The organism is Sphingopyxis sp. GW821-FHT12F08, from assembly GCF_058806755.1.
Genome location: NZ_JBXAQA010000005.1, coordinates 70,040 through 92,500, shown reverse-complemented (window position 1 = coordinate 92,500; position 22,461 = coordinate 70,040). Strand labels below are relative to the sequence as shown.

The following is a 22,461-nucleotide window of genomic DNA, read 5'->3' as shown; positions in this document are numbered from 1 at the left end:
TGTTGGCGACCGGCTGGAGCGTGGCGTTTGCCGCCGCGCCCCGTCCGGTGAACAGGCCTCTAGGCCCCTCTCTGATTCGCGTCAACAACCTTTTTGCAATTTTGTTTCAAAAGATGTCGAGCGCATCGGAAAAGGCCCGGTGCCGGAAGGATCAGATGGTGAGCGAAACCGCGGATTTCAAGGCCCCCGGGCCCGATGGCGAAAGCGCCGCGGCCTTCGGCAGCCGCGTGCGCAGCGCGGTGATCTGGCGTTCGGGCAGCCAGATTCTCGCGCAGATCATCACCTGGGGCTCGACCCTGCTCGTGATTCGGCTGCTCGATCCGGCCGATTACGGGCTTTTTGCGATGACGCAGGTCGTGCTGTCCTTCCTCGCCTTCCTCAACGGATGGGGATTCGCGAGCGCGCTCGTGCAATCCGACTCGGTCGATCCCTTCCGAATCAGGCAGGCGTTCGGGCTGCTGCTGCTGCTCAATGCGATTCTCGCGGGGCTGCAGTTCTTCGGCGCGCCCCTCGCCGCGGCCTATTATGGGCAGCCGATGGTCGCCGACCTGTTGCGCGTCCAGGCGCTGATGTTCCTCGCGACGCCCTTCATCGCGCTGCCCGAAGTGATGATGAGCCGCGCGCTCGATTTCCGGCGCCAGGCGATCGTCAACCTGCTCGCGGCGCTCGCCGGCGCGGGTACCGCGCTCACCTGCGCGCTCGCGGGCTATGGGGTGTGGACGCTCGTCTATGCGCCGATGGCGCTCTTCTGGACGCGCGCGGTCGGACTCACGATCCTCGCGCGGCTGCTCGTCTGGCCCAGTTTCGATTTCCGCGGCTGCGGCCAGATCATCGGATTCGGCTCGGCCGTGCTGTTCAGCCAGTTCTTCTGGCTGGTGCAGAGCCAGTCGGACATCTTCATCGCCGGCGGCCGATTCGAACCGCATGCGCTGGGGCTTTATGCCGAAGCGCTGTTCCTCGCGCAGATCTTCATGGCGAAGTTCGTGCCGCCGCTGAACGAGGTCGCCTTCCCCGCCTATTCGCGAATCAAGGGCGATATGGCGGCGGTGCGCTGGAACTTCCTCAAGACCGTGCGGCTGCTGATGCTCGTCGCCGCGCCCTTCTATTGCGGGCTCGCGGTCACCGCGGCGCCGATGATCGAGACCTTGTTCGGCGCGAAGTGGCTCGGCATGGCGCCCTATATCCAGCTCATCTCGCTCGCGCTGATGCTGATGACGGTGCAGATCCTCTTCGCGCCCGTCACCAACGCGCTCGGCAAACCCTCGATCTCGATGTTCGCTTCGCTGGGCGGCGCGATCATCTTTCCGATCGCCTTCCTGATCGGCGCCGAATGGGGGCTGATCGGCATGGCCTGGGCGTGGCTGATCGCCGCGCCGCTGCTGCTGCTCGTCACCGCGCGGCTGTCGGCGCCGCTGATCGGCGTGTCCTTATGGGATATCGGCCGCGCGACGCTGCCCGGCATCGCGCCGGCGCTGGTGATGGCGGTCGGGGTCGGATTTGCGGCGCAGCTGCTGGCAGCGCTCGGCTGGGCGCCGCCGATTCGCCTGGCGCTGCTCGTCGGGCTTGGGGTCGCGCTCTACGGCGCGCTGCTCTGGCTGCTTGAACGCGAGGCGATCGCCGAGGTACTCCGACTCGTGCTGAAGCGAAAGATTTCCGATTCGGCGTAGCGGTACCGGCCCGCTCCCCCACCCGGCCTCCCATAGGCTACTATCGTCGGGGAGGCCGGGTGGGGGAGCGGGCCGGTACCGCCTTCCGGCGGAAGGCGGAAAATTACGACGCGATATAGTCGCGCATCGCGGCGGCTTCGGCCTCGATATTGTCGATGCGATATTTGACGAGATCGCCGATCGATATGAATCCGACCAGCGCGCCGTCGTCGACGACGGGCAGATGGCGGATGCGCTTCTGCGTCATCAGCGACAGCGCGCCGATCACCACCATGTGCGAATCGCAGGTCACCGGCGATTTGGTCATCACCTCGTCCAGCGTGCGATCGAGCGCCTCGGGACCATAGGAAGAGAGAAGCCGCACCAGATCGCGTTCGGAAAAGATGCCGATGACCGCATTGCCCTCGACCACCGGCACCGCGCCGATGCGGTGCTGCGCGAGCAGGTCGACCACCGCGCGCACATTATCGTCCTTGCGCGCCGAGATCACCGCGCCGGTCCGTCCATGGAGAATTGCTCCGATCGTCATGCCTTACCGCTCCCCCATGTAGATTATTGGGTCGATTCTTATCGAGGAAAACAATCTATCACGATTCGCGCGCGGGGTGAAACATCCTGCCGCGCCGCATTGCCGCTTGGCCTCGTGCGCCCGCTGGTCCATGACGCGCTCCATGGTCAAGCGCTCGCCCCTCGACAGCCGCGACACCTCGCGAATCGCCTGGGCGCGCTATCGCATCCTGATGCTCGGCATGGGCATCGTGTCGATCGTCGCCGTCATTTTGGCCCTCCTCTTCCTGCATTTCTCGCTCCCGCACGGGCTGACCATCCACATGATCATCGCCACCACCGCGGGCGTCGGCCTGTCGGTGATGCTTGGCGCCGCGCTGATGGGGCTCGTCTTCCTGTCGAGCGGCAGCGGGCACGACGATGCGATCGAGGACCCGTTCGAGGACGACCCGGATATGAAGAATGAGCGATAATCCTGCCCCCGCCGCCGACTGTCCGCGCGACCCGATCCTGCGCGTCGTCCCGCGCCCCGCCGACATCAACGCCAACGGCCATATCTTCGGCGGCTGGGTGCTGAGCCAGATGGACATCGCGGGCGGCATCGTCGCGGGGCGAGTCGCGCAGGGGCCGGTCGCGACGGTCGCGATCGAGACGATGGAGTTCATCGCGCCGATCCTGCTGCGCGACATCATCTCCATCTATGCGCATCTCGACCGGCGCGGGCGCACCTCGATGGCGATCCGGCTCGAGGTCGTCGCGACGCGCGACGGCGGGCGGACCGAAGAGCGCGTGACCGAAGGGGTCTTCACCTTCGTCGCGCTCGACGAGAATCACCGGCCAAGGCCGCTACCGCCGGTCTGAACCCCATCCGTCATCCCGGCGAAGGCCGGGATCTCGCCGCTGCAACAGGACGCCAAGCAGAGATCCCGGCCTTCGCCGGGATGACGATGCTGGAGGCCGCCGATCTAATAGTCGTCGGGCTCTTCCCAATCATCCTGATTGTCGGCGCCGGGCCGCTCGACCTCGCGCACGCGATAGTCGATCGTGCGTTCGCTCTCCGCGGGTACGACCACCGACCAGATGCGCTTGCCGTCGCGCAGCTTCACCGCTTTGCTGATCCGGTCGATCGCATAGTCTTCGTCGTTGGCGAAGCTGACCTCGACCGGCTCGGCGGTCTCGCTGTCGTTGGTGATCGTCAGCCGATAGCGCGTCCAGCCCTCGCCCGAATCGAGTTCCTCCTGGTCGGCGTCGACCCAGATATCCTCGGCATCCTCGAGCTGGAGGTCGACGAGTTCGCCGACCGCCTTGTCCTTCACGCGGGTCTCGCCGACGAGCATCGCCTCGCCCGCGCGGCGCTGGAACAGCGCGACCTGGCCGCCGGGCAGCGGTTCGGCGAGCGGCCCGCCTTTCTTGTTGTCGATCCGCAGCACGGGGCCGTCCTGCGAGGCCATATCCTCGCCGCGCACCTCGAAGATATGGAGCAGCTTGGCCGCGACGCCGGGCTTTTCGAGGAAGGCGATCTGCTTGCGGCTCTGCGCGCCGAGCGTCGTCGGCTGCGGCACGCGGTAGAGCTTATAGTCGCCGATATCTTCGCGCGGGGCGATTCGCGATCCGGTGACGACGATCTCGGCGCCGTCCTCGTCGCCCCCGCCGCCGTAGAAATCGCCGCTGAGCATGCCGAGCGCATATTCGGGATCATAGCTCGGGATCGACGCCGGCCCGAACAAGCGCGGATTGTACGACCCGCCGCCGGTTCCCCCCTGCGGCCAGCAGCTGAACCAGATCTCGATATTGTCGGGGCTCCACGGATCGTTGCGTTTTTCTTCCTCAATCCGCTCCTCCTCTGCCCACCGATCTTCGTCGTCGGCGACCGGCGCCTGCGCGAAGAAGGCGATGCGCCCCGCGATCACCGCCATGTCGGCGCCGGTGAAACTCGTCGAATCGCCGCTTGCGACGGTCAGCCAGGCGAACAGGTCGACCGCATCGGCGTCGGCGCCGATCTCGCCGACATAGTTCGACTGCCAGTCGAAATTGGTCGCGAGATAGGTGAGCTCGAGCGTGGTGCGCCCGCCCGGCTGGTCGCCGAGCGTCATCGACAGCGTCGGCACCGGGGTCAGCCCCGCGGGCACCGCGTCGTAAAGCAGGGTTTCGGACAGGCCCGAACATTGCACCGCCTCGAACCCGCCCTTGCGCTCGACGATCAGGTCCTCGCCGCCCGAGCGGATGCGCACGCGTTCGTAGCTGGTCTTTCCGGTCGCCTTGTCGGTGGTGCGCAAGACCACCTGTTGCCCGGTGAAGGCGTCGACCAGCCCGCGCTGCGACAGCAGGCGGCGGTCGAAATTCTTCTCGCGCGGCCGCCCGCCGCCGCGCAGCAGCGCCGATTCGGGGATGATGCTGCTCGACACGCCCTCGAAGCGTATCGTCACCGGCCCCGGCGGCAGGTCGAGCGTGCGCGTCTCGCGAATCAGCGCGAAGCCGCCGAGTTCGTCGCCGGGCTCGGGCAGCCGCGTGTCGGTGTCGCGCGACGGGTCGCGGTAGAGGCTGATCGCCACCTTGTCGGGTTTCGCCGAGCCGACCACCGCCGCATCCTGCGCGCACGCCGGCGCCGCGGCGAAAACCGCCAGCGCCAAATATGCTGCCGCGATCCGGCCGCGCATGACTCAGTTCAGCGTGTCATATTGGACGGTCAGCTCGGTGCGCCCGTTGGCGGGGATCGTCACCTGCCATTTGCGGCTCTCCCACGCCTTCTCGTCATTCTCGGCGGCGATGCTCTCGAACGGCACGCGCGTGTCGTTGCTCCAGCTGTTGAGCCCCGCCTGGGTGAACTCGACCGTCACCGGCTGCGGCCGCGCGTTGGTGAAGATGTAGCGCATATGCGTGCGCCAGAAATTGCGCTTCACATCGGTCTCGGTGATCGTCACGACGCCATTCTTGCGCACGCGCGTGCTGCTGCTGCGCGTCCAGTCTTCTTCGGTCAGCTTCTCGCGCTTCTCCAGGATCGGCTGATATTTGACGTCGAACGCCTTCCCCGTCGCGAGCGACAGCGTCGATCCCGCGCTGGTGTGGCCGATATAGGATTCGCCGACGAACTGCGCCGCGCCGCGCGCGTCCTTGACATAGAGCCGCACCGACCCCGCGGGCATCGCGTCGCCGACCCCGCCCTTGCCGGTCGAGAAGCGATAGGTCGACAGCACGCTCTGCGCTTCCTCGAGCGTCGTGAAGCGGTCGTGCGACGCCGCGTAGCCGCGCTGCGCGGGGACCGCCATGACGTCGAGGAAGGCGATCTGCTTCTGCTGCGCGCTGGCGATCGTCGTGCGCTCGTCGATGGGATAAGCGAACATGTCGGCGAGCGCCTCGGCCTTCGCGGTCTCGGTCCCCGCGCTGGTCAGCGCCGCGGGTTCGCCGTCGCCGCTGCGCGAGCCGCGCCGCACGCCGATCTGGTTGCTCGCGACGAGGAGCAATTTGGCATTGGCAAATCCGGTGCCGCTGTTGTTCTTCAGCGTCACCCAGCCCTGCAGGTCCATCGCCTTCGCCGCCTCGTCGTAAAGCGCGACATAGTCGGCGCGCCAGCTCATCCCTTCGGAGAGGTAGCGCAGGGTCAGCGGCCGCGCGCCCGCACTCTTGCTGTCGACCGTCACCGACAGCGTCGGGCGCGCGCGCAAATTGGTCGGGATGCCGTCGAAGATCACGCGCACCGGAAGATTGTCGTCGCGCAAAATCTCGATCCGCCCGCCGACGTCGAGCACCACCCCGCCATTGACCGCGAGCACCTTCGCACGCTCGCGCGTCTCGGCGCCGGTCGCGGGGTTGGTGCGGATGAGGGTGATCTCCTGCCCCACCGCCTTGGCCATCATCGCGGTGGGCGACAGCAGGTCGAAGTCGAAATTCTGCTCGACGATGTCGAGCCCGGTGCCGACCAGGCTCACCGTCTCGGGCCGGATGCGGCTCGACACGTCGGGGAATTCGACGCGCGATTCGCCCGCGGGCAGCGTCGTCGGCCGCACATCGGTGACCAGCGCGAGCTCGCCGGTGTAGATCGTCACCGCGACATCGCCCTGCCCCGCGGTGCTCACCGTCTGCTGCGCTGCGCCCGGCACTGCCAGCCCCGCGGCGAGCAGCGCGCCCCATGCCTTTGCTCCCATCGCCATCGACCCTCTCCCTTTCAGTCCGCTTTCTCGCGGAACGTCTCGACCAGCGTGCCGTTCGCGGGCACGCGCACGCGCCATATCCAGTTGTCGCCGCGCCGCTCGCCCCCCGCGGGCTCGGGATCGAGCGCGAAGGGGATCATCATCTCGACCTCGGCATCGACCGGCCGGTCGTTGGTGACCGTGACTTCCCAGTCACGCCGCCCCTTCTCGCGCGCCTTCTCGACCACGCGATATTGCACGCCGCCGCTCGCCCCGAATTCGAAATCGATGCGCTCGTCGATCGCGCGATCGGTCGAAAAGGCCTCGCCGACCAGCAGCCGCCGGCCCGCCACCTGCTCGAACAAGGCGAAGGCGCCGGCGGGCATCGCGAGGCCCAGCCCGTCCGACTTGCGGTTCCACACGCGCATCACGATCCCCGCGGGCCGGAAGCCGCGGTCGTCGGCGAGCCCGACATGGAGCGAATAGAGCTGCTCATATTGCACGCGGTCCTGCGCGAGCAGCGCCACCTGCTTCTGCTGCTTCGCCGCGACGTCGGTGCGAAAGGGCAGGCGGTAATATTTGAGGTCGCCCAGATCCTCGCCCTGCGCGAGATAGTCGGCGCTGACCACCGAGACGGGGCTGGACGCCTCCATCATCTTCGCCTCGCGCCGCCGCGCCATCACGGTGATTTCGCCGCCGACAAAGCCGTCCTGCGATCCGCGAATCGGGATGATCGGCGGCAGGTACCAGAGCGAATGCGTGCTGGTGATATCCATCGGCCAGCATTGCAGGTGTAGCGGCCCGGCGTCGGCCTCGGGCGCGCCCGCGCTCTCCTGCTTTTCGAGCCGCCCCGCGATGACGTTGAGCTGCGCGCCGGGAAAGCCGGTCACCCCGCCGTTCGCCAGCGTGATCCAGCCGGCGATCGCCATCGTCGGCGCGTCGGGGCTGCGTTCGGCGACATAATTGGCGGACCAGTCGAATCCTTCGGCCAGATAGAGCAGCTGGATCTTCACCCGCCGCGGCCGGTCGCTTTCGACCAGCACCGACAACGTCGGTTTCGCCGACAGATTCTTGGGCACCCCGCCATAGGTCATACGTTCGGGCAGCCCCGAACAGCCCAAGGCCTCAAAACCTTCGACGGTCTTGAGCAGCACGCCGCCGTTCGGCCCCGCCTGGATGATCGCATCCTGCCGCCGCGCCTTGCCCGTCGCGGGGTCGGTGCGCTGCAGCGTGACGCTGCGCTTGAGATAGGCGTCGACCAGCCCCGCGGGCGACAGCAGCCGCGCGTCGCGATTCTTCTCGATCACCCCGTCGGGCAGCCCGCCGACCACCGCGGTTTCGGGGAGCAGCCCCTCGGCGACGCCTTCGAAGCGCAGCATCGCGGTCCCGGCGGGCAGGTCGACGGTGCGCGTCTCGGTGATGAAGGCGAAACCCTCGGGCCAGTCGGGGTCGATCCCGCCTGACGCGCGGTCGGGGGCGCGGTAGACGGTGACCGCGACATCGTCGAGCGTCGTCGATTGGACGACCGGATAAGCACCTTGCGCGCCCGCGGGTATTGCGCCGGCCGCCGGGGCCAGCGCCAGCAGCACGGCAGCGAGAGGGCCCGCCCCCGCCACCCGCTAACCGCTCTTCAATTTCTGGCGAAAGGTCTGGACCAGGCTGTCGTTCGCGGGCACGCGCACGCGCCACACCCAGCTCGCGCCGCGCCGCTCCCATGTCGTCGGTTCAGGGTCGATCGCGAAGGGAATGAGCAACTCGACCTCGGCGTCGAAGGGCCGCGCGTTGGTGAGCGTCACCTGCCAGTCCTGATAGCTGCCCGAGGGATCGCGCGGCTGGACGACGACGCGATATTGCACCGCGGGGCTCGCCCCGATGTCGTAATCGACGCGCTCGCCGACCGCCTTGTCGCCGATCGGCGCCTCGCCCGCGAGCAATCGCCGGTCGTCCACCGTCTCGAACACCGCCGCGGTCCCCGCGGGCAGGGCGAGGCCGAGCCCGTCCTCGCTACGGTTCTGCAAGCGCAGCCGCGTCACCAGCGGCTGCGGTGCATTGTTATAGGATTGATAGAGCGTGCCGGCATAAAGCTGCTCGACCCCGACCTTGTCCTTGATCAGCAGCGCGACCTGTTTCTGACCCTTCGCCGAGACGTCGACGCGGAAGGGGATGCGATAGAATTTGAGGTCGCCCAGATCCTCGGCGGGCGGCGGGGGTGGCGGCGGTGCGGGCGGCGGCGGGGGTGGCGGCGGAGGCGGTGCCATCGCCGGCAGCGCGACGCGCCCCAGGCGGCTTCCCGTCACCATCACCTCTTCGGCATAGTCCTGCTCGACCTCGATGATCGGCGGCAGTTCCCAAAAGGGGTGCGTGCTGGTGATGTCCATCGGCCAGCATTGCAGCCGCAGCGCCCCCGGCGGGGTGCGCGGCAGCGGCGCGCGATAGCCCTTGTTGAGCCGCCCGGCGATGACATTGAGCTGCGCGCCGGGAAAGCTCGTCACCCCGCCGTTGGCGACGGTGATCCAGCCGGTCATGCCGAGCGCCGCGCCGCCCTCGGCGCGGTCGACAACATAATTGGCCGCCCAGTCGAAGCCTTCGGAGAGATAGACGAGCTGCAAGGTCACGGTGCGCGCGCGGCTCGATTCGACCAGGATCGACAACGTCGGTTTCGCCGACAGATCCTTGGGCACGCGGCTGTAGAGCATGCGCTCGGGCAGCCCCGAACAGCCGAGCGCTTCGAACCCCTCGGGGGTCTGCAGGATCACCCCGCCGTTCGGCCCCGCCTGGATGATCGCCGCCTGCTCGCGCACCTTGCCGGTCTTGCGGTCGGTGCGGCGGAGCGTCACGCTGCGCTTGAGGTACGCATCGACCAGCCCCGCGGGCGACAGCAATCGCGCGTCGCGATTCTTCTCGCGCACCCCGTCGGGCATGCCCGACACGACCGCAGTCTCGGGGAGCAGCCCTTCGGACACGCCCTCGAAGCGCAGCACCGCACTTCCCGCGGGCAGCGTCACCTTGCGCGTCTCGGTGACCAGCGCGAAACCCTGCGGCCAGGCGGGATTGATCGGCCCCGCGCCGCGGAAGGGCGCGCGATAGACGGTGACCGCGACGTCCTGGATCACCGACGACACGACGACGGGCGCCTCGGGCCGCGGCGGCGCGGCGGGCAGGCGCGTCGCAGTCTGCGCCGCGAGCGGCAGCGGCGCCAGCGCCGCCAGCAAGGCCGGGATCAGGCGCGCCCAGCGCATGGGCCGCGCCTCAGTAGCGCGAATCGAAGGTGGCGGTGACTTCGGTCTTGCCGTTCGCGGGCACCGGCACCGCCCATTCGACACGGTCGGCCGAGACGCGGTTGCTCTTGATGCTCTCGTCGGTGATCCGGACGTCGCCCCACAGCCCCGACTGCGCGAGATCGACCGTCACCGGTCCCGGCCGCGCGTTGCTGACGACATATTTCATCTTGGTCACCCAGCGCGAATCGCCCTTGCGCGTGCGCGACACCACAGTGGTCTGCACCTTGACGTCGAAGGCATCGCCGGTGCGCAAGGTCATCGCCGACCCCATCGGGGTATGGCCGATCTGGTTCTCGCCGATGAACTGCGGGTCGCCGCGCGCGTCGCGCATATAGACGCGGATCGTCCCCGCGGGCAGCTGATCACCGAGCCCGCCGTTCGCGGACGTGGAAAACCGCAACACGCTCGCCGCGCTGATCGGGTCGGTGCTCGCGCCCAGCCAGCCGTTGACATATTCATAGGTCGAACGCGCGGGCGCACCCTTCACGTCGAGAAAGCTCACCTGCTTCTGCTGCGCATTGGCGATCGTCGTGCGCTCGGCGAGCGGATAGAGATAATAGTCGCCGAGCCGTTCGCGCTGGTTGCTCTCGGTCCCCGCGGCGTCGAGCGAGGCGTTCATCCGCGAAAAGCCGCCCCCGCCGCCCGGGCTTCCCGCCACCAGCAAGGTGCGCGCATTGGTGAAGGTCGTGCCGGTCGAGTTGGTCAGCGTCACCCACCCCTGCATGTCCATCGCGCCCTTCGCGGCGTCGAACAAGGCGACATAGTCGGCGGTCCAGCCGAGATTGGGGGTGAGATAAGAAAGGCGCGCCGGGACGGTGCCGGCATTCGCCGCCTCGACCGTCACCGACAAGGTCGGGCGCGCGCGCAAATTGGGGGGCAGCCGGTCGAACACCGCGCGCACCGGCAGGCCGTCGTCGCGCAGCACCTCGATCCTTTCGCCGATCTGGAGCACGATGCCGCCGTTCGCGGCGAGCACCTTGGCGCGCTCGCTGCGTTCGGCCCCGGTCGCGGGGTTGGTGCGGACCAGCGTGATCTGCTGCCCGACCGCCTTGTCCATCAGCTTGTCGGGGGTGAGCAGGTCGAAGTCGAAATTCTGTTCGACGATGCCGATGCCGGGACCCGAGAGCGTCACCGTCTCGGGGCGGATGCGCGCCGACACGTCGGGGAATTCGATACGGTTGCGCCCGGCGGCGACGCTGAGCTGGCGGTCGTCCTGCACCAGCGACTGGCCATTGTTGTAGATGGTGACCGCGACGTCGCCCTGCGCGGTGCCGCCCAATCCCTCCTGGGCGGCGGCGGGCGTCGTCAGGAGAGGCACGGCGGCCGCTCCCAAAAGCCAAGCCCCATTCTGCCAAGCCTTTGCCAAAGCGCGCATATTCGCTCTCCCCACATGATTGTGCGGGGGAGGCTATGCCATGTCGGGACGCTTGGCTAGCGCGAAATAGGGACCCACGGCAGACTACCACGGATCAAAACACCGTAGCCCTGAGCCTGTCGAAGGGCGCCTCTCAGTGAGGCGCCCTTCGACAGGCTCAGGGCTACGGTTTCAACGCGATGTCTGCGCGGGTTATTCGGCGGCCTCGACGCCGGCGCCGCGCGGGGCGAGCGTGCGGCGGGTGCGGCGCGCCTTGGGCGCGGGCGCATCCTCGCCGGCATCGTCCGCCTCGGCGACGGGTTCGGGCGCGGGGCGGCCGATCGCGGGGGGCAGCACGGCGCTGTCGATCCCGCCATTGCCCTCGTCCTCGTCGCGCGGACGGCGCGGCGAACGGCGCGCGGCGCGCGCGGGCTTGGCTTCCTCGACCGCGGCTTCGTCGTCGCGGGTCTCGACCTCGACGCGCTCGGGGCGCTCCGAACGCTCGGGACGCTCGCGCGCCGGCTGGCGGTTGCCACGATTGTCGTCATTCTCGTCGCGGCGGTTGCCGCGGTTCTGGTTGCGGTCGCCGCGGTCGTTCCGCTCGCCCCGATCATTGCGGTCGCCGCGGTCGTTGCGATCGCCGCGGTTGTCCTCGCGGCCCTCGTCCTGCGCCTCGTCCCGGCCCTCGTCGAGGTCGGTGTCGTCGTGCGCGTCGAAATCCTCGACCCCGCGCACTTCGCGGTGGCGGTCGGGGCGATCCTGCTGGCCGCCGTTCCGTTCTTCCTGGCGCGCGCGGAAATCGCTGTGCACGCGGAAATAATGGTCGGCGAACTGCAGATAATATTCGGTCTGCACCCGGTCGCCCGAAAGCTGGGCGTCGCGGGCGAGATTCTTGTATTTCTCGATCATCTGGACCGCGTTGCCGCGGGCCCGGCTGTCGATGCGGTTGGCCTGATCGACCCCACCGCGGCCACCGCCGCCCGATCCCGAACGGTTGTTGTTGTTGTTATTGTTGTTGCGGCCGCGACGGCGACCGCCCTGACGGTTGTTCATGTTCAACTGAGACATCCTGTCGAAATAAGCTCTTAGCTATGCCAACCCCTTTTGGCCGACCGCGCCCTTGCGCGTCGTGCCCGCGCTCCCTTGCGCGGTTCTTCCTGTTACCGCTCGTACGAGACAGTCGTCCCGCACCAGCATCGTAAATGGGAAGCAGACCCGCCGGACCAGTATCGATGCTCTGCACCGCCAAAGGGACCCTGATCAGGCCTGTATCCCGCCCCTACCCCGCTTTCGGCGCGAAACCAAGCAAATTATTGCGGGTCAGCGCGGCGAACGGGACAGGGTGAGAGCGCGGTCGCGGCCGCCGAGGTCCTGGCGGCAAGCGACGTCGAAACCCGCCGCTTCGGCGAGCTTCCGTACCAAGATATGCTGGCTCGCGCCGATTTCAAGTACCGCGATGCCGTCCGGCGCCAGCAGGCGCGGCAGGTCTGGGACGATGCGGCGATAGTCGCCCAGCCCGTCGGCGCCCGCGAAGAGCGCGCCCGCGGGTTCATGCTCTGCGACGTCGGGCATCAGATGCTCGGTGTCCGCGATATAGGGCGGATTGCAGAGGATCAGGTCGAACTGGCCGTCGAGTCCCTGCGCCCAATCGCCGACCCGAAAGCGCGCGCGTTCGTCCATGCCGAGATCGTCGGCGTTCATTTCTGCCCAATCGACCGCCTTTTCGGATTCATCGATGCCAAGGCCATGCGCTTTCGGCCACTCGGCCAGCGCCGCGAGGAGCAACGTTCCCGGACCGGAACCAAGGTCGAGCACCCGATTGGGCCCGTTATCGCCGAAATGATCGATCGCGGCCTCGATCAGCGTCTCGCTGTCGGGACGCGGGATCAGCATACCGGGACCGACGGCCAGCCGGATCGTCCAGAAATCGCGATATCCCACGATATAGGCGACGGGTTCGTGCCTCAGCCGCCGGTCGAGCAACACGGCGAAACCGACCGGCAACGCATGGCGCGACGGATCGAGAAGCAACGCCTGCCGCTCGACGCCCAGCGCGTGTGCCATCAGCAATTCGGCGTCGAGGCGCGGCGTGTCGGACACCGCGGCCAGCCGCTGCGCCGCGTCGCGCAGCGCCGCGCCGACCTCAGTCACCCAGCCCCGCCAGCCGCTGCGCCTGGTCCTCGGCGATCAGCGCGTCGATCAGCTCGTCCATCGCGCCTTCGAGTATCTCGGGCAGGCGGTGGAGGGTCAGGTTGATCCGGTGGTCGGTCACGCGCCCCTGCGGGAAATTATAGGTGCGGATGCGCTCGGAGCGGTCGCCCGACCCGACCATCGACTTGCGCGCCGACGCCTCGGCGCTGTGAATCTTCTCGCGCTCCAGATCATAAAGCCGCGCGCGCAGCACCTGCATCGCCTTGGCGCGGTTCTTGTGCTGGCTGCGCTGGTCCTGCTGGATCACGACCAGCCCCGAGGGGATATGCGTGATGCGGATCGCCGAATCGGTGGTGTTCACATGCTGCCCGCCCGCGCCCGACGCGCGGTAGATATCGATCTTGAGGTCGCTGTCGGCGATCGCGACATCGACCTCCTCGGCCTCGGGCAGCACCGCGACGGTTGCGGCGCTGGTGTGGATGCGCCCGCCGCTCTCGGTCACCGGCACGCGCTGGACGCGGTGGACGCCGCTCTCGAATTTGAGCTTGGCGAAGACGCCCTGCCCGCTCACCGACGCGACGACTTCCTTATAGCCGCCGACCTCGGTCTCGTTCGCCGAAATGATCTCGACCTTCCACCCCTGCCCGTCGGCATAGCGGCTGTACATGCGCAGCAAATCGCCCGCGAACAGCGCCGCCTCGTCGCCGCCGGTGCCGGCGCGGATTTCGAGCATCGCGGCGCGCTCGTCGGCGACATCCTTGGGCAACAATTTGACCGCCAGGTCGTGCTCGGCGGCGGGCAGCGCCTCCTCGACCGCCGCGAGTTCCTCGGCCGCCATCGCCTTCATCTCGGGATCGGCCAGCATTTCGCTCAGCGACGTCAGCTCGCCGCGCAGCCGCACCACTTCGCGCGCGGCGCCCGCCACGGGTTCGAGCTCGGCAAATTCCTTCGACGCCGCGACGAAGTCGGCGGGCGCCATGTCGCCCGTCGCCATGCGCGCCTGCAGCGCGGCGTGGCGTTCGATGATGGCGTCGATCTGGCGGGCGGAAACGGAGGTCATGCCACTATCCCCTCCCTCCCCTTCAGGGGAGGGCAGTGAGACTTGGCAGCTTGCTGCCTAGTCGCAGCGGGTGGGGTCCATCGGCCTAGCGCGAGGTTGCGAGACCCCACCCCAACCCCTCCCCTGAAGGGGAGGGGCTTAGGATGATGGCGCTCCGTCAATCGGCTCAAATCAAGCGTCATCGGGGTGGCGCTTTACCATTTCGTCCCACGTCTCAGGAACCGCCATGTTGATTTCGCAATTGGCCAACGGCGATAGCGTCTGAGATACGATGTTCTCGTCGAGCCTTGCGTAAGGATATTTGGCGTTCGTACGAACTTTGATCAGGGGCTGATCTCCGTCCGACGTCACCCTAATCAGAAAGTTGTTATAATCGAACGCCATTTTCGAATAGCGCTTCTTAGGCGATCCGAACACGTTCAAATTGCACGTAAAGCCTACGCGGCGCAGCGCTGTAGCGGCGCCCACGGCCAGCTGATCCAGTTCTCGGACTTCCGAGAACACGCCGAAATCTACGCGCTCCGATCGTTCGGGCTCCAACAACATCGCCAACCGCTCGATCCCTGCAGCCCAGCCGACCGCCGCGGTCGGCGGGCCGCCGAGCGCTTCGATCAGCCCGTCGTAGCGCCCGCCGCCGAGCACCGTGCCCTGCGCACCGAGCCGGTCGGTGACGAATTCGAACGCGGTGTGGCGATAATAGTCGAGCCCGCGCACCAGCCGCGCGTTGCGCTCCCACGCCACCCCCGCGGCATCGAGGCCTGACGTGACCGCGCCGAAGAAATCCTGCGCCTCGCCCGTCAGAAACGCGTCGATATCGGGCGCGCTGTCGGCGATCGGCCGGTCCTTGGGGTCCTTGCTGTCGAGGATACGCATCGGATTCTTGTCGAGCCGCGCGAGACTGTCCTCCGACAAATCCCCGCGATGCGCCTCGAAATGATCGACCAGCGCGGTGCGCCAGGCATCGCGGCTCGCCGCGTCGCCCAGCGTGTTGAGCGTCAGCGTCACGCCTTCCGAAATGCCCAATTCCTTGAGCAGCTGATCCGCGAACACCAGCAGCTCGGCATCCGCGAGCGGGCTGTCGCTGCCCAGCACTTCGGCGTCGAGCTGGTGGAACTGGCGATAGCGCCCCTTCTGCGGCCGCTCGTAGCGGAACAGCGGCCCGTGCGTCGCGACCTTCAGCGGCGCGAACTGCTGCCAGCCGCCCGTGATATAGGCCCGCGCGATGCCTGCGGTGAATTCGGGGCGCAGCGTGATCGACTCGCCGCCGCGATCCTCGAACGAATACATTTCCTTCGACACCACGTCGGTGGTCTCGCCGAGCGAGCGCGCGAACACCGCGGTCGGCTCGATCACCGGCACCTCGATGCGCTTGTAACCATAGAGCCGCCGCACGCGGTCGAACGTGTCGACCACATGCTGAAAGCGATCGGCGAAATCGCCGAGCATGTCCTGCGTGCCCCGCACCGGCTGCGGCGTGGCGATCCTGGCGGATTTATCCTTGCTCATGGCGGCGGCGTCTAATGAATTTTGCGGCAAAGGCAAAGCATCTCCCTCCCCCTCGACGGGGGAGGGATGCGAAGACTTGGCAGCTTGCTGCTTAGTCGAAGCTGGGAGAGGGTGCGCGGTCGCAACGCGACCGCCGCGAGCCAAAGGCTCGCAGACCCCTCTTCCAGGTCCGCCTAGCCAGCAAGCTGGCAAGGCTCCCTATCCTTCTCCCGCAAGGGGAGAAGGATTGTCCCCGGCCGCATTTCGCGGCAAAACGCGGCACCATGAAAAAAACACCGTTCGTCGCAGCCGTCCTCACGATCCTGCTCACCCCCGCCGCGCACGCGCAGGAGGGCAACAGCCGCCCCGAGCCCGTGGTCCAGCCGCTGACCATCCCGCTGCCCGCCGACCGCTCCTATCCGGGCACGATGCAGCTCAGGGTCGACGCAACCGACTACGCTCGCGGCATCTTCCACGTCCGCCAGACGATTCCGGTGCCGAAGGCGGGCAAATTCACCCTGCTCTATCCCGAATGGCTGCCCGGCAAGCATGCGCCGCGCGGCGCGATCGCCGAGGTCGCGGGGTTCAAGGCATCGGCGGGCGGCAAGCCGCTGACCTGGACGCGCCAGCCGACCGACGTCTACGCCTTCGACATCGACGTGCCGCAGGGGGTGAAGAGCATCGACATCGCCTTCGACTTCCTGTCGCCGACGCGCACCGCCGAGGGCCGCGTCGTCGTCACCCCGGCGATGATGAACCTGCAATGGGAGCAGGTCAGCCTCTATCCCGCGGGCTGGTTCACGCGCCAGATCCCCGTACAGATCGAGGTCGCACTGCCCGAAGGCTGGACCGGCGCCGCGGCGCTCGACGGGCTCCGGGTCAGCGGCAACCGCTACAGCTTCGCCGCTACCAGCTACGAGAATCTGATCGACAGTCCGATGTTCGCGGGGCGCTGGTTCCGCAAATGGGACCTCGGCCAGAATGTGACGCTCAACGTCGTCGCCGACGAGGAAAAATATCTCGCCGCCAGCCCCGACCATATCGCACGCCACGCCGCGCTGGTGTCCGAGGCCGTCGCGCTGTTCGGCGTGCGGCATTTCGACCGCTATGACTTTCTGCTCGCGCTTAGCGACGACCTCGGCGGCATCGGGCTCGAGCATCACCGGTCGAGCGAGAACAGCCGCAACCCCGATTATTTCACCAAATGGGACGAGAATGACAGCGAGCGCGGGCTGCTGCCGCACGAGTTGGTGCACAGCTGGAACGGCAAGTACCGCCGCCCCGACAAATTATGGACCCCCGACTATCGCACGCGCATGCAGAACAATCTGCTGTGGGTCTATGAAGGGCAGACCAGCTATTGGGACCTCGTCCTCGCCGGCCGCTCGGGCATGCAGTCGAAGGACATGATCCTCGCCGAATGGGCGACCAACGCGGGCTTCTATGCGGTGCAGGCGGGGCGGGCGTGGCGCTCGGTCGAGGATACGACGCTCGATCCGATCATCGCGGCGCGCAAACAGCGCGCCTTCCCCAGCGCGACGCGGACCGAGGATTATTACAACGAGGGCGCGCTGATGTGGCTCGAGGCCGACATGCTGATCCGCCAGGCCACCAGCAACGCCAAAAGCCTCGACGATTTCGCGAAAGCCTTTTTCGGCGGGCGCGAGGGCGACTGGGGGCAGGACACCTATGATTTCGACGATGTCGCCGCGGCGCTGAACGCGGTGCACCCGTACGACTGGACGAAATTCCTGCGCGACCGCATGCAGGCACCGGGCCGCCCGGCGCCCACCGGCGGCATCGAGGCCGCGGGCTACCGCCTCGTCTGGCGCGATGCCCCCAACGCCTATGACCGCGACCGCATGGCGCAGGCGAAGAACGCCGACCTGACCCACAGCCTCGGCCTCGTCATCGACAAGGACGGCATCGCGGGCAGCATCCTGTGGGACGGCCCCGCCTTCCAGGCCGATATCGTGGGCGGCACCAAGATCGTCGCGGTCGACGGGGTGACCTATAGCCGCGAGCGCATCGAGGCCGCGATCCGCGCCGCGACCGACGGCAAGACCCCGGTGAAATTGCTCGTCGAGCGCGGCGGGCGTTATCGCACCGTCGAGATCGACTATCGCGGCGGACTGCGCTGGCCGCATCTGGAGAAGGTGGGCACGGGGCCGGACTGGTTCGACCAGCTGTTGGCGGCGAAACGCCAGCTATAAGCCCCTCCTCTGAAGAGGAGGGGGCTTAAAATCTCGACTTTCCGCCCGCCCAACGGCTAAGGCGCGCGCGAATCGAAAACAAAGGACATCTCCCATGCGCATCGACCTCATCCCGGCCGGCGACAGCCCGCCCGACAGCCTCAATGTGCTGATCGAAGTGCCGATCGGCGGCGAGCCGGTGAAGTACGAGTTCGACAAGGCGTCGGGCGCGCTGTTCGTCGACCGCTTCCTCCACACCCCGATGCGCTACCCCGCCAATTACGGTTTCGTGCCGCACACGCTGGGCGAGGACGGCGACCCGCTCGACGCCCTCGTCGTCGCGCGCTCGCCGATCGTCGCGGGGGCGGTCGTCAAATGCCGTCCGATCGGCGTGCTCTTGATGGAAGACGATGCCGGCGGCGACGAGAAACTGCTGTGCGTCCCGGTCAACAAGACCTTCCCCTATTATGCCGACGTCGCGAGCTACACCCAGATGCCGCCGATCGTGCTCCAGCAGATCGAGCATTTCTTCACCCACTATAAGGACCTCGAGCCCGGCAAATGGGCCAAGCTCAACGGCTGGGGCGACGTCGAGGATGCCAAGCGCATCATCGTCGAATGCATCGAACGCGCGAAGAAGGTGGGTTACTAAACCGTAAGGATAATCAACCCTCACCCTTCCCACCGGCTTCGCCGGCGGGCCCCTTGCCTCTCCCGCCGGGAGAGGGAGGGAGGCGCGAAGCGCCGGAAGGGTGAGGGTGACGACCATCGGCCACCAATGACGATTAGGGCGGTGGAGCTTTGTCCTCATCCGCCAGCACCCGCACATCGGTTCGCGGATAGGGAATCCTTATCCCCGCTTCCTTGAAGCGGTCCCAGATCCCCAGGAACACCTCACCCTGGATATTGCCCAGCCCCGCCTCGGGGTCCGAAATCCAGTAGCGCAGCTCATGCTCGACCGCGCGTTCGCCGAACGCGGTGATCCACACCACCGGCTCGGGATCGGTCAGGATGCGTGGATTGGCCTTCGCGACCTCGACCATGATCGCCTGCGCCGCGCGCAGGTCGCAGTCATAGCTGACCGGCACGCGCATCCGCACGCGCACGTCGCGGCTCGAATAGCTCCAATTCTCGACCGGCTGCGTCATCAGCAGCTCGTTCGGGATCAGATGCTTCTTGCCGTCGCGCGTCACGACGCTGACCGCGCGCACCCCGATCTTGGCGACGCGCCCGACATTGGGGATGCCGTTCAGCGGCGCCGAACTGCCCATGCTGCTCCCGTCGCCGACGACGATCACGTCGCCCGGCTTGATCGAGCGATCCATCAGCAGGATGATCCCCGCGATCAGATTGCCGACGGTCTTCTGCAGCCCGAAACCGATGGCGAGGCCCGCGGCGCCCGAAAAGACCGCGAGCGCGGTCAAATCGATGCCGAGCAGGTCGATGCCGAACAGCATCGCGAAGACGAACAGCGCAATCGCGATCAGCTTCTCGGTCAGGATGCGCTGGGTGTCGTCGATCTGGGTGTTGCGGCGCAGCACCCACTTGATCGCGCGCATGCTGAGCTTGACGCCGACATAGAGCAGCACCGCGACGACCACCGTCGACGCGACGCTGTACAGCGACAGCCGATACTGGCCGACGTCGATGCCGATCGCCTGCATCGAGGCGGCAATGCCCTCGGCGCCCTCGCGCAGGTCGGCCTTGACGCTCATGCCGCCGCCAGCGCCGCGAAGCCGCACGCAAGGTCGGCGATCAGGTCGGCGGGATCTTCGAGTCCGATCGACAGGCGGGCCAGCGGGTCGGGATCGGTCCATAGGGTCGCGGTGCGGATCTCCGCCGGATTGCTCGGCACGACCAGGCTTTCATAACCGCCCCAGCTGAAGCCGATGCCGAAATGGTCGAGCGCCTCGATGAAGCGCGTCCGCCCCGCCTCGTCGGCGCCTTTCAGCGTGAAGCCGAACAACCCGCTCGCGCCGTTGAAATCGCGCGCCCAGATATCATGGCCGGGGTCGCCACGCAGCGCCGGATGCAGCACGCGCCCGACCTCGGGCCGTGCCGCCAGCCACTCCGCCACCGCGAGCCCGTTCGTCTGGTGTCGTGCCATGCGCACGTCGAGCGTGCGGAGGCCGCGGAGCATCAGCGCGCAATCGTCGGGCGAGACCGCCTGCCCCAGCTGGTACGCCGCGCTGCGCAGCTTCGGCCACACCGCGCGCGTCGCGGTCAGCGATCCCATCATCGCGTCGCTATGCCCGCCGACATATTTGGTGAGGCTCATCATCGTGACATCGACGCCGTGCGCCAGCGCCGGGAACAGCAAGGGCGTCGCCCAGGTGTTGTCGAGCATCGTCAGCACGCCGCGCGCGCGCGCCACCGCGGCGATCGCGGGGATATCCTGCACCTCGAAGGTCAGGCTGCCGGGCGATTCCAAAAAGATCAGCCTGGTTTCGGGGGTGATCAGATCGGCGATACCCGCACCCACCAGCGGGTCATAATAGGTCGTGCGCACCCCCATCCGTGCCAGCATGCCATTGCAGAAGGCGCGCGTCGGCTCGTACGCGCTGTCGACCATCAGCAGATGATCGCCCGGCGCGAGCAGCGCGAGCATCCCCGCCGAATTGGCCGCGACCCCCGAGGGATAGAGCAAGGTGCCCTCTGCCCCCGGCTCCATATCGGTCAGCGCATCGGCGAGCGCCCACACCGTCGGCGTCCCGCGCCGGCCGTAATAGAGCTTGTCGTGCGTCGCATGCCCGCGTGCCTTGAGGTCGGCGATCGAGTCGTAGAGGATCGTCGACGCGCGCCACACCGGCGGATTGACGATGCTCCCGCCCAACCGCGGGTCGCCGGTCCATTCGGGCCGCCGCCCGCCCTGCACCAGTTTCGTCGCCGGGCGGAGGCTGTCGTCGTCGCGCTTGCTCATCCGCCCCTGTTAGCGGCGCGCGGAGCAAAATCCAGTGGCGGGCATATTCCCGCTCGCGCAGCGGGCCATTCATTATCTTGCGCAAAGGCGCAAAGGCGCGAAGAGATCAAACCCGCAAGCGCCGGTCTGTGCCAAAATCTCTGCGCCTTTGCGTGAGTCAAAATGGCGCTAAGCGCGGGTTTTCAAACCAACGCCAGCAGCGGCCCACCCGGCCCGATCAACAGCCCCGCGACCGAGCAGATGCCAAGCATCGATATGATCCCGAACCTGAAGCGGAACAGCAGCACCGCCGCAAGCAGCGCGAGCAGCACCGCGGCCCAGTCGACCGATGCGAACACCGGCAGCTCGAAACCCCAGCCGCTCGGCTCGAGCCGCCGGAACAGCACGTGCAGCGCGAACCACAGCGACAGGTTGGCGATCACGCCGACCACCGCCGCGGTCACCGCCGCGAGCGCGCCCTTCAGCCCCGCCGCGCGCTCGAGCCGGTCGATCCACGGCGCGAAAGCGAAGATCCACAGGAAACAGGGCGCGAAAGTCACCCACAGGGTCAGCCCCGCCCCGAGCAGCGCCGCGACGAAGGGGGTGAAGGGCGCCGCGTCGCGATAGGCCGCGAGGAAGCCGACGAACTGCGTCACCAGGATCAGCGGCCCCGGCGTCGTCTCGGCGAGCCCGAGCCCGTCGGCCATCTCGCCCGGCCGCAGCCAGCCGTAGCCCGACACCGCCTCCTGCGCCATATAGGCGAGCACCGCATAGGCGCCGCCGAAGGTCACCACCGCAAGCTGCGAGAAAAAGACGCCGATATCCCACAGCACATGGCCCTGGCCGAGCGTGACGAGGATCAGCAGCATCGGCGCGGCCCAGATCGCCCCCCAGCCGAGCACCGCCGAAACGCTCTGCCGCCACGCCGAACGCGCGGGCGCGGCGGGGGCCGGTTGCGCCGGCGACAGCTTCAACCAGTCCGGCCGCCAGCGCCCCGCCGCCCAGCCGATCAGCAGCGCCGCGAGGATCACGACCGGAAAGGGCAGGGTCAGGATCGCGATGGCGACGAAGGAGGCGATGGCGATACCGCGCTGGAGCGGGGTCTTGAGCGCGCGCCCCGCGATCCGCAGCAGCGCCTGCACGACGATCGCCAGCACCGCCGCCTTGATCCCCAGGAACAAGGCCGCGAACCAGTCGAGCCCCGCTGCCATCACATAGAGTGCCGACAGGCCGAGCATCACCAGCGCACCGGGGATGATGAAGAGCAGTCCCGCCGCGAGCCCGCCGCGCAGCCCGTGCAGCCGCCAGCCGATCCAGGTCGCGAGTTGCTGCGCCTCGGGCCCGGGCAGCAGGTGGCAGAAATTGAGCGCGTGGAGGAAGGTCGCCTCGTCCACCCAGCGGCGCTCGTCGACGAACTCGCGGTGCATCAGCGCGATCTGCCCCGCGGGGCCGCCGAAACTCAAACAGCCGATCCGCGCATAGGCGCGCACCGCTTCGGCGAAACCGGGGGTAGGGGAAAGGGGAAGGTCGGTCATCGTCACGCTTCTCCAGCCGGCAAAGCCGGGTGAAAAAGCAACGCTTGGGCGGATGCCTGACCGGGAGGTTGCCTCGCCCCGATAGCGCGACACTATGTCGGCGGATCGTGCGCGGGCAAGCAAGAAAAAGCAGCGCGGCCCGAAAGCCGCGCTTGCGACGGCTCGCGCAGTGGCCTTCTAAAATTTCTCGCACAAAGCCACGA

The 22,461-nt window shown here is 67.5% G+C and carries 18 protein-coding genes; 5 read left to right on the top strand and 13 right to left on the bottom strand.

The genetic code is table 11. From position 1 onward, the window contains the following. Positions 1-155 precede the first annotated feature (155 nt). Positions 156-1,667 (top strand): lipopolysaccharide biosynthesis protein, encoded by a 1,512-nt coding sequence (locus AC1RNQ_RS14480; RefSeq protein ID WP_493172050.1) that lies wholly within the window; start codon positions 156-158, stop codon positions 1,665-1,667. 103 nt (positions 1,668-1,770) lie between these two features. On the opposite strand, the gene AC1RNQ_RS14475 is transcribed toward AC1RNQ_RS14480, so the two are convergent. Then, a complete protein-coding gene (locus tag AC1RNQ_RS14475) occupies positions 1,771-2,196 on the bottom strand; it encodes a CBS domain-containing protein (RefSeq protein ID WP_493172048.1) in 426 nt (141 codons plus the stop codon). A gap of 130 nt (positions 2,197-2,326) precedes the next feature. Here AC1RNQ_RS14475 and AC1RNQ_RS14470 point away from each other — a divergent pair, with 130 nt between their 5' ends. After that, positions 2,327-2,647 carry a hypothetical protein gene (locus AC1RNQ_RS14470; RefSeq protein ID WP_493172046.1) on the top strand — a complete coding sequence of 107 codons (321 nt, stop codon included), beginning with the start codon at positions 2,327-2,329 and terminating at the stop codon, positions 2,645-2,647. Next, positions 2,637-3,035 (top strand): acyl-CoA thioesterase, encoded by a 399-nt coding sequence (locus tag AC1RNQ_RS14465; protein ID WP_493172044.1) that lies wholly within the window; start codon positions 2,637-2,639, stop codon positions 3,033-3,035. Before AC1RNQ_RS14470 ends, AC1RNQ_RS14465 begins: the two co-directional genes overlap by 11 nt. A gap of 104 nt (positions 3,036-3,139) precedes the next feature. On the opposite strand, the gene AC1RNQ_RS14460 is transcribed toward AC1RNQ_RS14465, so the two are convergent. The 9 genes from AC1RNQ_RS14460 to hisS all read right to left on the bottom strand — a co-directional run bounded on the left by AC1RNQ_RS14460 (position 3,140) and on the right by hisS (position 15,653). Beyond that, positions 3,140-4,831, bottom strand: coding sequence for a DUF4139 domain-containing protein (locus tag AC1RNQ_RS14460; RefSeq protein ID WP_493172042.1), 1,692 nt, complete (start codon positions 4,829-4,831; stop codon positions 3,140-3,142). A 3-nt stretch (positions 4,832-4,834) separates the two neighbouring features. Next, the gene (locus AC1RNQ_RS14455) at positions 4,835-6,322 is read right to left on the bottom strand and encodes a DUF4139 domain-containing protein (protein ID WP_493172041.1); all 1,488 of its coding nucleotides are present in this window, start codon (positions 6,320-6,322) and stop codon (positions 4,835-4,837) included. A gap of 14 nt (positions 6,323-6,336) precedes the next feature. After that, positions 6,337-7,917 carry a DUF4139 domain-containing protein gene (locus AC1RNQ_RS14450; protein ID WP_493172039.1) on the bottom strand — a complete coding sequence of 527 codons (1,581 nt, stop codon included), beginning with the start codon at positions 7,915-7,917 and terminating at the stop codon, positions 6,337-6,339. Positions 7,918-7,920: 3 nt separating this feature from the next. After that, positions 7,921-9,540, bottom strand: coding sequence for a DUF4139 domain-containing protein (locus AC1RNQ_RS14445; protein ID WP_493172037.1), 1,620 nt, complete (start codon positions 9,538-9,540; stop codon positions 7,921-7,923). Positions 9,541-9,550: 10 nt separating this feature from the next. Continuing rightward, positions 9,551-10,957 (bottom strand): DUF4139 domain-containing protein, encoded by a 1,407-nt coding sequence (locus tag AC1RNQ_RS14440; protein WP_493172035.1) that lies wholly within the window; start codon positions 10,955-10,957, stop codon positions 9,551-9,553. Between the two features lie 192 nt (positions 10,958-11,149). Then, entirely contained in the window at positions 11,150-11,989 is an 840-nt protein-coding gene (locus AC1RNQ_RS14435; protein WP_493172033.1) for a DUF4167 domain-containing protein, read from the bottom strand. Between the two features lie 267 nt (positions 11,990-12,256). Beyond that, positions 12,257-13,087 carry a peptide chain release factor N(5)-glutamine methyltransferase gene (gene prmC / locus AC1RNQ_RS14430; RefSeq protein WP_493172032.1) on the bottom strand — a complete coding sequence of 277 codons (831 nt, stop codon included), beginning with the start codon at positions 13,085-13,087 and terminating at the stop codon, positions 12,257-12,259. Then, positions 13,080-14,147, bottom strand: coding sequence for a peptide chain release factor 1 (gene prfA, locus AC1RNQ_RS14425; protein WP_493172030.1), 1,068 nt, complete (start codon positions 14,145-14,147; stop codon positions 13,080-13,082). Before prfA ends, prmC begins: the two co-directional genes overlap by 8 nt. A 171-nt stretch (positions 14,148-14,318) precedes the next feature. Then, positions 14,319-15,653, bottom strand: coding sequence for a histidine--tRNA ligase (gene hisS, locus AC1RNQ_RS14420; RefSeq protein ID WP_493172028.1), 1,335 nt, complete (start codon positions 15,651-15,653; stop codon positions 14,319-14,321). Between the two features lie 263 nt (positions 15,654-15,916). Between hisS and AC1RNQ_RS14415 the strand changes: the two genes are divergently transcribed. After that, positions 15,917-17,845, top strand: a complete 1,929-nt coding sequence (locus tag AC1RNQ_RS14415) for a M61 family metallopeptidase (RefSeq protein ID WP_493172027.1) — start codon at positions 15,917-15,919, stop codon at positions 17,843-17,845. Between the two features lie 94 nt (positions 17,846-17,939). Then, complete coding sequence (ppa, locus tag AC1RNQ_RS14410; RefSeq protein WP_493172025.1) at positions 17,940-18,476, top strand: inorganic diphosphatase; 537 nt, start codon at positions 17,940-17,942, stop codon at positions 18,474-18,476. Between the two features lie 133 nt (positions 18,477-18,609). Here the strand turns inward: ppa and AC1RNQ_RS14405 are convergent, their stop codons facing one another. The 3 genes from AC1RNQ_RS14405 to chrA form a co-directional block, all read right to left on the bottom strand. Continuing rightward, entirely contained in the window at positions 18,610-19,539 is a 930-nt protein-coding gene (locus tag AC1RNQ_RS14405; protein WP_493172023.1) for a mechanosensitive ion channel family protein, read from the bottom strand. Continuing rightward, complete coding sequence (gene metC, locus AC1RNQ_RS14400) at positions 19,536-20,744, bottom strand: cystathionine beta-lyase (RefSeq protein ID WP_493172021.1); 1,209 nt, start codon at positions 20,742-20,744, stop codon at positions 19,536-19,538. Before metC ends, AC1RNQ_RS14405 begins: the two co-directional genes overlap by 4 nt. Positions 20,745-20,926: 182 nt before the next feature. Further along, positions 20,927-22,258 carry a chromate efflux transporter gene (chrA, locus tag AC1RNQ_RS14395; RefSeq protein WP_493172019.1) on the bottom strand — a complete coding sequence of 444 codons (1,332 nt, stop codon included), beginning with the start codon at positions 22,256-22,258 and terminating at the stop codon, positions 20,927-20,929. Between the last annotated feature and the right edge of the window lie 203 nt (positions 22,259-22,461).